This window comes from Rhodoglobus aureus (genome assembly GCF_039527955.1).
In the GTDB taxonomy this organism is placed as follows: domain Bacteria; phylum Actinomycetota; class Actinomycetes; order Actinomycetales; family Microbacteriaceae; genus Rhodoglobus; species Rhodoglobus aureus.
In genome coordinates this window covers 22,633-37,653 of record NZ_BAAAKW010000022.1, presented here as the reverse complement: position 1 = coordinate 37,653, position 15,021 = coordinate 22,633, and the positions used below count along the sequence as shown (strand labels likewise).

At 62.3% G+C, this 15,021-nt stretch carries 15 protein-coding genes; 10 read left to right on the top strand and 5 right to left on the bottom strand.

Going from position 1 to position 15,021, the window contains the following annotated elements; genetic code table 11:
- Nucleotides 1–109 precede the first annotated feature (109 nt).
- Nucleotides 110–562, top strand: coding sequence for an SRPBCC family protein (locus tag ABD112_RS06080; RefSeq protein WP_343924120.1), 453 nt, complete (start codon nucleotides 110–112; stop codon nucleotides 560–562).
- Between the two features lie 19 nt (nucleotides 563–581).
- On the opposite strand, the gene rsmI is transcribed toward ABD112_RS06080, so the two are convergent.
- On the bottom strand, nucleotides 582–1,391 hold the full coding sequence (gene rsmI, locus ABD112_RS06075; protein WP_343924118.1) for a 16S rRNA (cytidine(1402)-2'-O)-methyltransferase: 810 nt from the start codon (nucleotides 1,389–1,391) through the stop codon (nucleotides 582–584).
- 144 nt (nucleotides 1,392–1,535) lie between these two features.
- Between rsmI and ABD112_RS06070 the strand changes: the two genes are divergently transcribed.
- Complete coding sequence (locus ABD112_RS06070; protein WP_343924122.1) at nucleotides 1,536–2,405, top strand: EamA family transporter; 870 nt, start codon at nucleotides 1,536–1,538, stop codon at nucleotides 2,403–2,405.
- Here the strand turns inward: ABD112_RS06070 and ABD112_RS06065 are convergent.
- Entirely contained in the window at nucleotides 2,402–4,921 is a 2,520-nt protein-coding gene (locus tag ABD112_RS06065) for an MMPL family transporter (RefSeq protein WP_343924116.1), read from the bottom strand. The genes ABD112_RS06070 and ABD112_RS06065 overlap by 4 nt on opposite strands.
- A 138-nt stretch (nucleotides 4,922–5,059) precedes the next feature.
- On the opposite strand from ABD112_RS06065, the gene ABD112_RS06060 reads away from it, so the two are divergent.
- The 5 genes from ABD112_RS06060 (at nucleotide 5,060) to ABD112_RS06040 (ending at nucleotide 9,875) form a co-directional block, all read left to right on the top strand.
- A complete protein-coding gene (locus ABD112_RS06060) occupies nucleotides 5,060–5,656 on the top strand; it encodes a TetR/AcrR family transcriptional regulator (protein WP_343924114.1) in 597 nt (198 codons plus the stop codon).
- A gap of 9 nt (nucleotides 5,657–5,665) precedes the next feature.
- Nucleotides 5,666–6,184 (top strand): hypothetical protein, encoded by a 519-nt coding sequence (locus ABD112_RS06055; protein WP_343924112.1) that lies wholly within the window; start codon nucleotides 5,666–5,668, stop codon nucleotides 6,182–6,184.
- A gap of 9 nt (nucleotides 6,185–6,193) precedes the next feature.
- The gene (locus ABD112_RS06050) at nucleotides 6,194–7,909 is read left to right on the top strand and encodes a dolichyl-phosphate-mannose--protein mannosyltransferase (RefSeq protein WP_343924110.1); all 1,716 of its coding nucleotides are present in this window, start codon (nucleotides 6,194–6,196) and stop codon (nucleotides 7,907–7,909) included.
- A 71-nt stretch (nucleotides 7,910–7,980) separates the two neighbouring features.
- Entirely contained in the window at nucleotides 7,981–9,285 is a 1,305-nt protein-coding gene (locus ABD112_RS06045; RefSeq protein WP_343924108.1) for an O-acetylhomoserine aminocarboxypropyltransferase/cysteine synthase family protein, read from the top strand.
- 2 nt (nucleotides 9,286–9,287) lie between these two features.
- Nucleotides 9,288–9,875 carry a CoA-binding protein gene (locus ABD112_RS06040; protein ID WP_343924106.1) on the top strand — a complete coding sequence of 196 codons (588 nt, stop codon included), beginning with the start codon at nucleotides 9,288–9,290 and terminating at the stop codon, nucleotides 9,873–9,875.
- Nucleotides 9,876–9,939: 64 nt separating this feature from the next.
- On the opposite strand, the gene ABD112_RS06035 is transcribed toward ABD112_RS06040, so the two are convergent.
- Complete coding sequence (locus tag ABD112_RS06035; protein ID WP_343924105.1) at nucleotides 9,940–10,845, bottom strand: alpha/beta fold hydrolase; 906 nt, start codon at nucleotides 10,843–10,845, stop codon at nucleotides 9,940–9,942.
- Nucleotides 10,739–11,782 carry an SDR family oxidoreductase gene (locus tag ABD112_RS06030; RefSeq protein ID WP_343924103.1) on the bottom strand — a complete coding sequence of 348 codons (1,044 nt, stop codon included), beginning with the start codon at nucleotides 11,780–11,782 and terminating at the stop codon, nucleotides 10,739–10,741. The genes ABD112_RS06035 and ABD112_RS06030 overlap by 107 nt, the downstream gene beginning before the upstream one ends.
- Nucleotides 11,783–11,866: 84 nt before the next feature.
- Here ABD112_RS06030 and ABD112_RS06025 point away from each other — a divergent pair, with 84 nt between their 5' ends.
- The 3 genes from ABD112_RS06025 (at nucleotide 11,867) to ABD112_RS06015 (ending at nucleotide 13,085) form a co-directional block, all read left to right on the top strand.
- Nucleotides 11,867–12,463, top strand: coding sequence for a TetR/AcrR family transcriptional regulator (locus ABD112_RS06025; RefSeq protein WP_343924101.1), 597 nt, complete (start codon nucleotides 11,867–11,869; stop codon nucleotides 12,461–12,463).
- A gap of 119 nt (nucleotides 12,464–12,582) precedes the next feature.
- Nucleotides 12,583–12,828: a type II toxin-antitoxin system Phd/YefM family antitoxin gene (locus ABD112_RS06020; protein ID WP_343924099.1), complete on the top strand. Its 246-nt coding sequence runs from the start codon at nucleotides 12,583–12,585 to the stop codon at nucleotides 12,826–12,828.
- 17 nt (nucleotides 12,829–12,845) lie between these two features.
- On the top strand, nucleotides 12,846–13,085 hold the full coding sequence (locus ABD112_RS06015) for a type II toxin-antitoxin system RelE family toxin (RefSeq protein WP_343924097.1): 240 nt from the start codon (nucleotides 12,846–12,848) through the stop codon (nucleotides 13,083–13,085).
- Here ABD112_RS06015 and ABD112_RS06010 read toward each other — a convergent pair.
- Complete coding sequence (locus tag ABD112_RS06010; RefSeq protein ID WP_343924095.1) at nucleotides 13,082–15,016, bottom strand: thioredoxin domain-containing protein; 1,935 nt, start codon at nucleotides 15,014–15,016, stop codon at nucleotides 13,082–13,084. The genes ABD112_RS06015 and ABD112_RS06010 overlap by 4 nt on opposite strands.
- Nucleotides 15,017–15,021 lie beyond the last annotated feature (5 nt).

Genomic DNA, 15,021 nt, shown 5'->3' with positions numbered 1-15,021 from the left:
ACCCCGTGGTACGGTGCCCTGAAGCACTGCGCCACGGGGTCTGCGGCGTCTTCAACGTCAACTTATTTGCCGAATGCGCCACGTCTTGACGTCGAACTAGGGAGAAAAAGTGAAGATCACTGACACGGTTCACATCGACGCACCAACGGAGCGCGTATTCGAGATCTTTTGCGACCTTGACAGCGCGGCCGCCAATCTCAGCGGCATCACCAAACTCGAATTGCTTGAGGGTTCGGCACAGCTCAACCTCGGCACGAAGTGGCGCGAAACACGCATGTTCGCCGGCAAGGAAGCTACCGAAGAGATGTGGGTGACGTCGTACGAACAGGATTCTTCCTACGAAGTGGACGCGGAATCGCGTGGCACCCACTACCGCAGCACGTACCAATTCACGCCGAGTCACGGTGGCACGCGCGTTGATTACCGCTTCACGATGACGCCACTAACATTCGGTGCCCGAGTCATGAGCGTTGTCGGCTTGCTATTTCTCGGCGTGATGAAGAAAGCACTGCTCCAAGATCTTCAGCAGCTGAAGACTGCGTGCGAAACTGCCACGAAATAAGCTCGATGCAGCCGCTTCGCTATTTGGAGCGCAGCGCCGCCTCATACAATTCGCGCTTGCTGAGCCCGGTCTGCTCGGCAACCTCGGTTGAGGCCTCTTTGAGCCGGGCGCCATCGGCAACGAGCGCAAGCACATAGGCCACTGCGGTCGGAAGATCGGCTGTTGCCGGTGGAGCACCCTCCACGACGAGACAGATCTCGCCCCGAGCACCGTCCTTGAACTTGGCGGCGAGCTCGGCGGCGGTGCCGCGCGCAACTTCTTCGTACATTTTGGTGAGTTCTCGACACACGACCGCGCGGCGGTCATCGCCCAGTGCGGTCGCGAGATCCGCGAGCGCCGCCGGAAGTCGATTCGGGCTTTCGAAGAAGACCATGGTGCGCTCTTCGCGGGCCAGACCACGGAAGTAGGCGACACGTCCTTTGCGGGGCAGGAAGCCTTCGAAGCTGAAACGGTCGGTCGGGAGTCCTGAGACGGCGAGCGCGGTGAGAACTGCGCTCGGTCCGGGCAATGCGGTGACGGTGACCCCTGCTGCTGCCGCCGCTGAGACGAGAGGGAATCCGGGGTCGCTGATGGCGGGCATCCCCGCATCGCTAAGAACGAGGACGTCGGCGTCACGAGCGAGTTCGACGATCTCGGCGGCCTTCTCTGACTCGTTGTGTTCGTGCAACGGGATGAGCCGCGGGCGGTTGTCGATGCCGAGGGCACGCATGAGATGAATGGTCGTGCGGGTGTCTTCGCTGGCGATCACCTCAGCATTAGTGAGTGCCTCGATGAGGCGCCGGGAGGCGTCGCCAAGATTGCCGATGGGGGTCGCCGCGAGAATGATCACTCGGCCATTCTCCCACCCGTGCCCCGCACGCGTTGTGCGCGTCGTATGCGCGTGCCATTCGCGTGCTTGGCACCCCCAGCGAGGTCGTAGTCTTGCACTATGACGACTCCGCCACCACTGAGGGGAACCCCCTCGGGCGCTGTCATGCTCGTCGTGTTGGGTCTCATATTTCAGGATGTCGGCGCCTCGGTAGCTGTGCTGTTATTCCCCGAGGTTGGGCCTGCCGGAATGGTGTCGCTGCGGCTCGTCTTCTCGGCCGCAATCCTGCTGGCAATCGCGCGCCCCAACCTGCGAGCGATCTCGAAGCGCGCCTGGATGATGGCGGTGATCTTCGGCATCTCGCTCGGCGGTATGAATCTGCTGTTTTATGAAGCACTTTCGCGGGTAGACCTCGGCGCAACAGTCACCATCGAGGTGCTCGGCCCCCTCGTGCTTTCGGTAATCGTTGCCCGACGAGCAAGCGCCTGGCTGTGGGCACTACTCGCCTTCGTCGGCGTTGCGCTCCTCAGCCTGGGCAGCATCGGCGCCCTCGACCCCGTCGGTGTCGCCTTCGCCCTCGCCGCCGCCGTCTCGTGGGCTGGCTACATTTTGGCGTCACGCAAGACCGGGCAAGTCTTTGCCGGTTTGGATGGTCTGGCCATCGCCATGGCAATCGGCGCGATCATCAGCCTCCCGTTCGGAATCTCGCAGGCCGGCAGCACGCTGCTCGAACCGTCGATCTTGGTGCGCGGGCTCGCTGTTGCCATCTGTTCCTCGGCGATCCCCTACGCCCTCGAACTGATCGCACTGCGGCGCATCTCCGCCGCCGCCTTCTCCGTGCTCATGGCACTCGCCCCCGCCATCGCCACGGGCGCCGGATTCTTCGTGCTCGGGCAGAGCATCACGCTCGTACAGGGCTTCGGAATCGCCCTCGTTATTGCGGCATCCATCGGGGCGGTGAGGGCAGCATCCCGAATCCCGGGCGAACCCGGAGCCGGACCAAACGCGCTACTGCCCGAAGAGACGCCGCTCTAGCTTTCTGTTCCGGGCGCGGCTTCCTTGACGTGCATGGGATGGCTGCGCTCAAGCGCGGCACCCTCAACATCGACGCTTGGCAGAATGCGGTCAAGCCACTTCGGTAGCCACCACGCGGATGCACCCAGCAGGTGCATGAGCGAGGGGATGAGCAGCATCCGCACGACGAACGCGTCGAAGAGCACTCCGACCGCGAGGCCGAAACCGAGCGGTCGCACCATCGCAAGGTGCGAGAACACGAAGCCACCGAACACGGCAATCATGATGATCGCGGCTGCAGTGACCACTGCTCGCCCGCTGCGCAGGCCGCTCATCACGGCGGCCTTGGCTGGCACTCCGTGAACGTAGGCTTCGCGCATGCCCGAGACGAGGAAGAGCTGGTAGTCCATCGCAAGCCCGAACAGCACACCCATGATGATGATTGGCGCAAAGTTCAGTAGCGGCCCCGGATCAGTGACGCCGAAGAGCGCCCCCAACCAGCCCCACTGATACACGGCGACCATCGCACCAAACGCCGCCAGCAGCGAGAGCACGTAGCCAACAGTCGCAATGACCGGCACCAGCAGCGAACGGAACACGAGAATGAGGATGAGCAGCGAGAGGCCAACAACCACCGCGAGGTAAAGCGGCAGAACGGCCGCGAGCTTCTCGGAGATGTCGATGTTTCCGCTGGCTGAGCCAGCAACACCCAGCGCAATTCCGCCATCGAGAGGTGAGCTGTTACGCAGGTCGTGAACAAGTTGCCCGGTCGATTCGCTCGAGGGGCCGTCAACAGGGATGACCTGAAAAGCGAAGTAGCCAAAGTCATCAGAGACACCCACCGGGGCAACGGCGACAACGCCATCGAACGCCATCAGCGTGTCTGCGAGGTCGGCCTGGGTCTCCAGCTCGGCATCCTCAGCTACAGCTTCCGGCAGGCTCGCGGTGACCAAGAGGGCGCCATTCTGGCCAGCGCCGAACTCATCGGCGACCATCGAGTACGCGCGGTATTGGGTCGAATCGGCGGGCTCGGAGGAACCATCCGGAAGCCCCAGACGCATCGAGAGCGCCGGGATGGCGACAACGAGCAACCCCAGGGTGGCAAGCACGAGAATCGCAATGGTACGACTCGTGCGCATCGGACGCGCAGCAACCTGCTTCTGCGACTCATGACCAATGGACTCGCGTGCACGACGCGACAGAACGCGGGTGCCGAGCAGCGAAAGGAGAGCTGGGGTGAGGCTCACCGCGATGAGCACCGAGACGAGCACGCAGACCGCGCCTACCGTTCCCATGATGCCCAAGAATGGGATGCCGCTGACGTTCAACGCGAGGAGAGCCACGAGAACCGTCGAGCCCGCGAACAACACCGCGTTGCCGGAGGTTCCGTTGGCGAGACCGATCGACTCGTGGAGTTCCATACCCGCGGCAAGCTGACGGCGGTGTCGCTGCACGATAAAGAGCGTGTAGTCGATGCCGACGGCAAGCCCGAGCATCACCCCGAGAATTGGGGTCACCGACGTCATGTCGATGACCCCCGAGAAGGCAAGCGAACCTGCGACGCCCACACCAACACCAATGATCGACGACAGGATCGGAAGCGTGGCAGGCAAGAACGAGCGGAACAGCACGAGCAAAACAACACCGGCCAGAAGAACACCGATGAGCTCCCCCACACCCAAGAGGCCGTCGGTCGAGGTCGCAATCGACGACGAATAGTCGACGGTCACTCCATCAATCTCGATGTCATCCAGTTGCGCAGCAATCGCACTCTTGGTCTCCCCCGAAAGGTCGAGAAGTTCGCTATCAAAAGTAATGAGGCCAAGCGCAGTCGCTCCATCGTTGGAGACAAAGCTGATCTCGGCCGCGGCATCCATGAGCCGCTCGCCGGAGCCGAGTTGCTGTTCTTGTTCGTCGAGCAGCGCCGAGTTGTCGTCGATTGTCGTTTGCTGCGTCGCCAACTCGGCTAGTCCGGCGTCGATCTGTGCCTGCTGCGCGAGGAACTGTGCTGCGGATGCCTCGTAGTATCCGGCTTCCTTGGCCTGCTCAATCGCGGCATCTAGTTGGGTCTGACCGGTCTCCAGTTGCTGCTTGCCAGCATCCAGCTGAATCTGGCCGTCAACGAGCTGCTGTTTGCCGGCGTCGATCTGGTCGCGCCCATCGACGATCTTTTGTGCTTGTTCGGCGCGTTCTGCATCCGTCTCGAAGGGGTCGATGACTGCGCTGACGCTGTCATTGGAGGTCAGTTCGGCGAGAGCATCCGTGATCTCCATCTGCTGAGACGCAGAGAATGCTTCGCCATCTTCGGAGCCGAGTACTACGGTCGCGGATATGCCACCGATATCGCCGAGTCGATCAGTGAGTTCGGAGGCGACGCGTTCCGTTTCGGTGCCGGGAATGGACATTGTCGACGAGAGGGTTCCCCCGAAGAGCGCGAATCCACCGACCGCGAGGCCGAGCACTGCGAGCCAGCTCACGATAAAGAGCCACGCGCGGCGGGCCGATAGACGACCCAGTCGGTACAGAAGTTCAGCCATGCCGAAGAAAACCTCTCCTAGAGAAAAGAAAATGAGCACTCCGTCGGGCCTGTGCCCATCGTAATCGGAGAAGACGAGTTTTCCAACACTTGTCGGAAAACTTACCAAGTCTCGGGAAACATCTGCCAGAATCAGACAATGGATGCTCGAGTGGAACGAACGCGGCGAAGCCTGCAACAGGCACTCTTCGCGCTCTCTCAGGAACGCCCATTCGACGAAGTGACTGTCGGAGAAATTGCGGAACGCGCCGGCGTGAACCGCAGCAGCTTCTACCAGCACTACACCGACAAAGAGACACTGCTGGCCTTCGCAATCGAAGCCGCCGCGGATGACGCAGGAGTTCAACTGGCAGAACTCGACCCCCAGAGCGCCGAACCTCCCCCCGCGATCACGAACTACCTCACCCACATCGATTCCAATGCGGCCGTGTACGCGAGCGCACTCGGGCCTCGCGGCTCGGCACTCGTTGCCTCACGCCTGCGAGCGCGCCTTAACCTAATCGTGCGCAACGGAATTGTCAGTCACGGCACTCAGCCCTTTGACGGACTATCGCTCGAGATCGCGAGCGCCAGCATCACTGGCGCCACTTTCGGCATCATCGAAGCCTGGCTCGCTATGGATCCGCGCCCGCCAGCAGAAACCGCTGTGGCCTGGATCTGGCAGTCATTCGGCACCCCGAGCGGCCGCTGGGGCGAGGAAAGCACCGCACGCTCATCGGGCAGGAACGCGCGGTAGTCTGAGCCTGTGAATCCTGGTCTCGCGACTGACCCCAGCGGCTTCGAGCTGTGGTCGTTAGCCGCGCAATGGGTGAGCGCCGGGGCAGCCGTCCTCGCCGTGTTCGTGGCCGCAGTCTTCGGCTGGCTCACCCTCGCCAACAACCGTCGCTCGAAGGACACTCAAGAACGAGCGACCCTTATCGCCGCGACGGATGAGCAGAATGCACCGCAGTCGCTCCTCGCCAGGCGCGACGATCCGAACGGTGCGAGGCTCACGATCCGCCACACGACAGGCGAACAGTGGCAACTAGTCAACGAGGGGCCCGCCGCGTGCATCATCGACGAGGTCGCCGGGCTCACCGCTCAGGACAAGAAGCGGCTGGCGACGGTGGCTGCAGATTCCGATCCGCTCAATCCGGGCGACGCCAAAGATTTCACCCTCGTGTCGCGACTCGCCCTTTCTGGCCCAGCGAACGTCGTCGTGTCGTACCGAGTTGAGCCAGGCGGGTCGCCACTTCGCCGAGTTTTCTTGGTCCCAGCCCCGTAGCATTGCGGGGTGAGCCAGACGAATCCCCGCGACTTCGACGCTGTGTTGTCGAACGCTCCGCTGTCGAGCGACCTGCTGTCGAGCGACCCGGATGGCTCCTCAGACTCAGATGGCTCCTCAGGCTCAGACACGCGTGCAGCCGGGCTCACTCCCGCCGCACTCGACAGCCATGAAGGCTCACGTCTCGACCGCTGGTGGGCAACGCGCAGTCCGCTCACCCAGCGATGGCTCGGGTGGGCTGGGCCGGCGATTGTGGTGCTGGTCGCGGCGTTCACGCGACTGGTTGGCCTCGGGCATCCGGCGTCACTCGTCTTTGATGAGACCTTCTATGTGAAGGACTCCTGGACTCTAGTAAACCGGGGCTATGAGACGCAGTGGCCGGCCGAAGCGGATTCCCTGTTCAACAGCGGGCACGTCAATATCTTCTTGAATGATCCGTCGTTTGTGGTGCATCCTCCACTCGGCAAGTGGCTGATCGGCCTGGGCATGCTGCCGTCTGGAGGCGAGGACCCGTTCGGTTGGCGGATCGCGACCGCGCTGGTCGGCATTCTCGCGGTGATCGTGCTCATGCTGATCGCCAAGAAGCTGTTCGGTTCGACCGTGCTGGCAACCATCGCCGGTCTGCTGATGGCGATCGACGGCAACGCGATCGTCATGAGCCGCGTTGCATTGCTCGACAACTTTGTGATGATCTTTGTGCTTCTCGGAGTGGGGGCGATGCTGCTCGATCGCGAACACTCCGCGACCCGGTTGGCACTGTGGGTCAGCAGGCGAGGTACGCGTGGTGCCGCAACCGAGTGGGGTCCGGCCCTGTGGTGGCGCCCGTGGCTTATGCTCGCCGCCGTGGCGTTCGGTGCCGCCGCCGCCGTCAAGTGGAACGGTCTCTACTTTTTGGCCGCCTTCGCCGTCTACAGCCTTATTGTGGATGCTCTCGCTCGTCGTCGCGCCGGCATCAGCTTCTGGGGCTCCGGAACTCTCTTCAAGCAGGCCCCCGTCAGCTTCTTACTCACCGTGCCGATCGCCCTGCTCGTGTATTTGAGCTCGTGGAGCGGCTGGTTTCTCAGTGATAACGGCTACGACCGCAACTGGGCTGAAACCGATAGCAACGCGGCGACCGGTTTCTTCAGCTGGGTGCCTCTCGACCTGCAAAGCCTCTGGCACTTTCAGTCGAGCGTCTACAGCTACCACGTGGGTGAGAGCCGACCGCATCCGTATCAGGCGAATCCGCTGACCTGGCTGCTACTCATCCGCCCCACCAGTATGTTCTACGAAAACTTTGCACGCGGCGAAAGCGGCTGCTTGGCGGATGCCTGTGGCGCCTCAATTTCCGGAATCGCCAATCCCATCATTTGGTGGGCTGCCACCGCCGCTCTCCTCTATCTCGTGTACCGACTCGCGCGCTACCGCCAGTGGCAAACCGGCTTCATCGTGATGGGCGTCGCCGCCGGCTACCTGCCCTGGTTGCTCTACCTGAACCGCACGGTCTTCCAGTTCTACACAATCGTGTTCGAGCCGTACCTGATCTTGGCGCTGGTCGCCGCGCTTGGGGTGATCCTCGGCAGCTCCGATGACGACCGCGATAGACGTCTTAGCGGCATCGGCGTCGTTGCGGTGTTCCTCGTTGTTGCGATCGCCATCAGCTTCTACTTCTGGCCACTCTGGACGGGCCAAACGATCGACTATGAACTTCTTCGGTTGCGCTGGTGGTTGCCGACCTGGGTCTAGGCCGAACGCTTGCGTGGCGTTCTGTTACGTCGAGAATCCGATTCGGGCTTCTAACTCTGTAGCCTGAAGCCATGAGTGATCGTGGCAGTTCTGACAAACACTATGGTTTCCGCACGCGCGCAATTCATGCTGGCAACATCCCTGATGCAGCGACGGGTTCGCGCGCTCTGCCGATCTACCAAACGAGCGCCTACGTCTTTGATGACACCGCGGATGCCGCCGCTCGCTTCGCTCTGCAGAAGTACGGCAATATCTATTCCCGGGTTGCGAACCCGACGGTTGCGAGCTTCGAGGAGCGCGTCGCATCTCTTGAGGGCGGTCTCGGCGCGGTGGCTACCGGCAGCGGACTCAGCGCCCAGTTCATTACCTTCGCCGCGCTGGCGGGTGCTGGCGATCACATCGTTTCGAGCGCCAACCTCTATGGCGGCTCCATTACCCAGTTGGATGTCACGCTACGCCGTTTTGGCGTCGAGACTACGTTTGTGCGCTCTTCCGATCCGGCCGACTATGCGGCAGCGATCACCCCGAAGACAAAGCTGATTTTCGCTGAGACGATCGCCAACCCCTCGGGTGAGATCGCCGACATCGAGGGTCTTGCCGAGGTCGCGCACGCCCACAACATCCCACTCATCATCGACTCGACGGTTTCGACCCCGTACCTGAACCGTCCGATCGAGTGGGGCGCCGATATCGTGACGCACTCAGCCACGAAGTTCCTCGGTGGGGCCGGCACGACCCTCGGCGGCGTTGTCGTCGAGAGCGGTCGCTTCAACTGGGCCAATGAGCACTTCCCGCTGTTTGACGAACCGGTGCCCAGCTATGGCGGTCTCAACTGGAGTGGCAATTTTGGCGAGTACGCCTTCCTCACGCGATTGCGTGCTGAGCAACTTCGTGACATCGGTCCGGCTCTCGCGCCGCACTCTGCGTGGCTGCTCGCGACCGGCGTCGAAACCCTGCCCTTCCGGATGCAGGCCCACGTCGACAACGCCCGCATCGTTGCCGAGTGGCTTGAGGCTGACCCGCGCATCGAGACCGTGTACTGGGCTGGGCTCGAAGGGCACCCGCACTTCGAACGTGCGCAGAAGTATTTGCCCAAGGGTGCCGGTTCGGTGTTCTCCTTCGAGGTCAAGGGCGGTCGGGCGGTCGGCCAGAAGTTCATCGAAAACGTTGAGCTTGCCAGCCACCTCGCGAACATTGGTGATGCGAAAACGCTCGTGATTCATCCCGCCTCGACGACGCACGCGCAGCTCACCGAACAGCAGTTGATTGACGCGGGCGTCCTGCCTGGCGTTGTGCGCATCAGCGTCGGCATCGAAGACGCCGAAGACATTATTGACGACCTCGACCAGGCGTTAACCGAAGCAGTGAAAGGCTAAGGATGACGACCGAAGAGGTGCAGTCCACCCAACTTTCGAACGGGCTCACGTGTAATCTGCCCGCCAGCTCGCCGCTCGCCAAGCTGCTGAAGTCGCAGCGCACCTGGGTCGGACCGGACGCCAAACACCGCGCTGGGATCTTGCGCACAGCGAAGTCGATCGCGATCGTTGGGGCCTCCCCCAATCCGTCGCGCTCCAGCTACTTCGTCGGCACCTACCTGCTGCAGTCGACCGACTATCGGGTGTATTTCGTGAACCCCAACGCCGACACAATTCTTGGCCAGAAGGCCTACCCCGATCTTGCCTCGCTGCCCGAGGTGCCCGATATTGTCGACGTGTTTCGCAAGGCCAGCGATATCCCCGCCGTCATCGAGGATGTGCTCGCGATCGGCGCACTGCATGGTCAATATCCGGCCGTCTGGGTGCAGCTCGGCATCTGGAACGAAGATGCCGCCGTCTACGCAGAATCGAAGGGGCTCACGATCGTCATGGACCGCTGCCTCAAGGTCGAACACGCGCGCTTCAACGGCGGCCTCAACTTGATGGGGTTCGACACTGGCGTCATTTCGTCGCGGCGGGCGGGGCGCTAGGCAGCCGTCGTCTCCGGGCGCTGCCCTGTAGTGGTTGCGTGCGCTCGGCCTGAGCTAGTGCCCGCTAGTTGAGGTTAGCCAGGAACGCTCGGTAGTTTGCGGCGGTTAGCTCAGGGATCTCGAGCATCGGCAAATGTCCCACTCCGGGGTACGTCACCAGTCTGGCATCGGGTAGCCCCGCCACCCACACCTTTGCGGCCGTCGGACTGATGATGCGATCTCCTTCGCCCCAGAGCACCAAGCTGGGCGCGGTGATCTCAGCAAGGCGGTCATCGAGAAGGTCGTTGCCTCCAAAGTCCGCAGTAATCTCGGCCAATTGATCGCGGCGTTCTGCTTGATCCTGAGCAAGCGCATCTTTAACAAAGCCGGGAAGGAATGGGGGCTTCTCCATAGTCATGGCGTAGAAGTCGTCATACTGAGATGGGTCAGTGAACAGGAACGGGTTGGTGTTGCCCTCTTCCGTCATTGTGTTCATGTCGCTCGGCTCAGGGGAGATCACGCCGGCGGCATCGCTGAGTCCCAGGGAAAGCGTGCGCTCCGGGTTTTCGAGCGCAAAGGTGGCCGCAATGAAGCCACCCATCGAGTTGCCGATGATGTGTACTTGGTCGATACCGAGCTGATCGAGCAGCCCAGCAACGCGTGTGGCTTGGGCGGGGGCTGAGTAATCCAGCCCCGAGACGAACGGTGTGTCGCCGTGGCCCGCCAGGTCGGGGATTATCACGTGGTAGTCGTCGTCGAACTTGGCTGCGAACCTTGCCCAAACGTCGCGGTCGGCACTGAAACCATGAAGCAGCACGATTGTTGGCGCATCCAGTGGCCCACCTTCGTAGTAGGCCATCTGCAGCTCGTCTACCTCGGTGTGCTCAGTGTGAAGGCCTGCGAGCCGGGTCTCGGTTCCAATGGTTACGTCGTAGGCGAGACGACCGATGCCGGGGTAGGTCGCCCAGATGGCGGCGGCGGCAAGCAACACGAGCACGCCAACTGCGACGAGGCGCCGACGTAGCTTTGGGCGCCGGGGCTGCGGCGGTTTCGGGGTCACGTGTGGAGCGGTTGGCGCGTGGTTCATCAGCGGTTGCTGCCTGCGTGGGAACCTTCTGCGCTACCTGTTTTGCACGGCCGACAAAGTGGTCCATGGTGTTGTTCACGCCGAGCTGATTCATGAGTTTGTCGAACCACCGGGCTGGGAGCACTCGGGCGGGCGACACAAAGTTCACGAACCGCGGCATGATCAACTGGTGCCGACCCTTCTCAATCGCTGTCAGAGTTTTCTGAACAACGTATTCGGGCGTGAGAATCGGCAACAGGAGTGGGTATTTCGTTTGCACACCCTCGAACATTCCGGTGCTGATGAAGTACGGACACACGACCAGTGAGTTGACGCCCGTGTTCGCTTTCGACAGCTCGACCCGGAGGGATTCGGCGAAACCAAACGCGGCGAATTTGCTGGCAGAGTAGTCGGTTTGCTTCGCCACCCCGACGAGGCCAGCTGCACTGGAAATGGTGACAACGGTTCCGCGGCGGTTCATGATCATGTCGCCCAAGAACGCGCGCGTAACCCAGAACAGGGCAAGCGTGTTCACGCGAATCGTTCGCTCTATGGCCTCGTCGGAGGCATCGAGGAGGTTCTTGCCTGTAACCACGCCGGCGTTGTTGATGACGACATCCACGGCTCCCGTTTTCTTAGCGGCCGCCTTGACAGCATCGCGGTCAGACACATCGACGGCGTAAGCCTCAGCGTGATAACCCGCGCCGACTATCTCCTCGCGCACGCTCTCCGCAGCTTCTGCCGATAAATCCCAGAGCATGACCCGTGCTCCACGCTCTGCAGCGCCCAGGGCAAGAAGCCGCCCGATGCCGCTTCCGCCACCAGTAATCAGTACGGTTTGATCCTTCAGGGAATGAGTCACTGGTGTTCTCCTTTTAGCCGCCCGGCCGTCACCAACCCAGTATTGACCCTTTGGTCAATAGAATGCAATAGCTAAGCTTGAATCGTGGTCGGAATAAAGAAACCAAAAATCGAGCGACGCGACGATATCCTCGCCGCCGCAAAAGTTGTGGCGCTCCGTGGCGGACTAGAAACGGTTTCAGCCCGCACGGTCGCCGCAGAAGCAAACCTCTCGAATGGGCTCGTGTATTTCTATTTCGAATCCAAAGACGGGCTCCTGCACGCACTACTTGCCCGGCTGCTGACGACGACACTCGACGGCCCCGAAAGCGGGTTCGGGGGCGATCTCGCCTCAGACGTCGCCCTGTTTCAGATGGTGGCCACTGAGCTCGAGGGCCTACACACCCAACGTGACGAAGTCGACCTTCTGTTCCAGTTCTACTTCTTCCGGCAGAGCGCCGATTTTCGCGATCAGCTCAACACTGGACTGCGCCTCTACGCCGACACCATGGAACCCATCACCAGCCGTTTCGCTCAGCAACACGGCCTCGCTCCCGAAGCGTTTCGATCGACCCTGGTCGCCCTCATTCAGGGAGCCGCAATAGACGTCGTTCGCCGCCCCGAAGAGTTCAGCGCCGAACAACTACTCCAGGTGGTCGCTGCTCTCGCATCGACAGCGCCCGCGTTGGGGCGACGACAGTAGCGCCCTGTTGACGTCGCCACAGCCATGAGCAGCGGCATGTTCCTCAGGGGCTAGGGCTCATTAGGCGGGCAGCGCGACTCGCAATGTACATTTTGACGCTTGAAACGTACAATTGAGGCATGTCAACAACCAGCATCGCCGATGCCCGCAAGAACTTCTCTGAGGTCATCGCCACTTCAGAGCATGAAGCTGTCTTTATCGAGCGTCGCGGCCGGCGTGCGGCCGTTGTCGTGAGCCCAGAGCAGTATGAGCGCATGATGGATGCCCTAGAAGATGCCGAAGATGTTACCGCTTTTGACGAGGCTATGGCCGACGAAGGCCCCAACATTCCGTGGGATCAGGTCAAGGCAGATTTGGGCTGGTAGTGGCCTACCGGATCGAAGTGACGCCCGCCGCCGCGCGCGCGCTCACACGAGTCGACCATCAGCCTCGCGACCGAATTCGCGGTGCGATCGCTCTGCTCAGTCAAGACCCTCGTCCCCCGGGTGCGAAAGCACTTCAGGGGCGCCTCGGCTTCCGCGTTCGCATCGGCGACTACCGCATCGTCTACACAATTCAGGATGACGTGCTGCTCGTGGTGGTCGTCACGCTCGGGCATCGACGCGACGTCTACGACCGCTAGTTCGCGGTCAACACAGCACCCAGCGCAGCGACATCCGTGAGCGGCAGCCGGCACACGAACTCTTCGCAGAGGTAGGCGGTTGGCTTGCCTTCGCTTGCCGTGCGTGCCGCAAACAATTCGAAACCGGATGCCGCAAAAGCGTCCGCTTGAGCCTGCGATACTGCTATACCAATGCCTCCAGCGCGGTGCAGCGTGTGGGCGAGACTCGTGAGTTCGCCACCGGTTTCGGCGCTCGCGTCGGAGGCAAGCCGACCGCCTGCCGCATCCGGCGTCACGACGACGAGCTGGCGCAAGGGTGCACCGAGCTCCGACATGAGGGTGAGAGCGGTTCCGAACGAGATGGGTTGCTGGGCTGCGAGTTGGCCGACCAACTTCATGGAACTTTCGGCGGCATCCCGATATTGGGCATCGCCGGTGAGAGCGAAGAGGGTGCGGGCGGCTGTGGCCATGGCGCTGAGGCCGCTCGGGTGGGCACCGTCGCTGATGTCGGCTTCGGTCGAGAGCCCCTGCGCGGCGAGCACAGAGTCGGTGCCGCCGGGGAGCCCGAAGGGTGAGCTTCCCGAACCCGCAGCACCGGCCGCGAGCGCGCCATCGACGAGATCGCGGGCGGCGATGGCGTAGCCGACTTCGCCGGTGGCGATCGACAGCTCGAGCAGTCCCTGGGCTAGCATCCCGCTGTCTTCGAGCGTCGCTGCTCCATCGGAGAGGATCCCCCCGATGGAGGTGCGCACGAGCCGCTCCCCTGCAGCGCCTGCACCAGCACCCGAACCCGAACCACCACCCTGAATGTGCTCAGCCAGCAGGAAGTCGGCGGCACCGCGGGCAAGCGCGATCCACTCGGCGTTGCCGTGACGGGCGCCGGCGAGGGCGAGCCCTTCGATCGCCAAGCCATTCCAGCCGGTGAGGATCTTGTCGTCGCAGGGCGGGGCTTCGACGCGGGCGCGGCTTGCGGCATCCAGCGAATAGTAGAAGCCTTCGACTCGTTTGCCGTCGACGGTGCTTTCGGAGTCGAGGCCCGACGCGAAGGCTCCCGAGGGCAGCAATAGTCTGTCGCGCAAGAATTCGGCGATGCCCGTGGCGATCTCAGCCGAGTCGGCGAGCGCGTAGGCGGCGAGCAGTTGGGCGTTGTCATAAAGCATGCGTTCGTAGTGTGGGTCGGTCCAGTCGGCCTGGGTGGAGTAGCGGAAGAATCCGCCATCAACCGGGTCGCGCAGCGCGGATGCCGCCATCGCCGCGAGCGTGCGGTCGGCGAGGCCGGCTGCCTCGGGCGAGTATTCGGCGGAGCGGGCGCCGCGATCGAGAAGGAACCGCAGCACAGGCGTGACCGGAAATTTGGGGGCGTCACCGAATCCGCCATGTTCGAGGTCTTCGGCGGCAGCGAGCGCATCGATCACGGGAGCGAAGTCCACGACGAGCTCGCTCTCGACGGCGCGGCTCCGGGCGAGTGCCTCGGCTATCGCGCTGCCGCTAATCTCGACTTGTTCGCGGCGGGTGAGCCACGCATCCGTCACCGATTCGAGCACTTGCCTAAACGCCGGATGCTGCCCCACTGCGGTCGGTGGCCAGTACGTGCCAGCAAAGAAGGCTCGCCCCGCGGGGGTGACGAACACGTTGAGCGGCCAGCCCAGGTTGGGCGTGAAGGCGGATGCCGCCGCGAGATAGGTGGAGTCCACTTCGGCGTGCTCTTCGCGGTCAACTTTGATCGCCACAAAGTGTTCGTTGAGGTATGCGGCAAGTACGGGGTCGCTGAAGGATTCGCGTGCCATGACGTGACACCAGTGGCACGTGGAGTAGCCGATGGAGACCAGCACGGGCACATCGCGGCGCTCAGCTTCAGCGAAGGCTTCGGCAGACCACTCCCACCAGTCCACCGGGTTGGTGGCGTGGGATCTCAGGTACGGACTCGCAGCAGCTTCTAAACGATTGGGCATAGTCT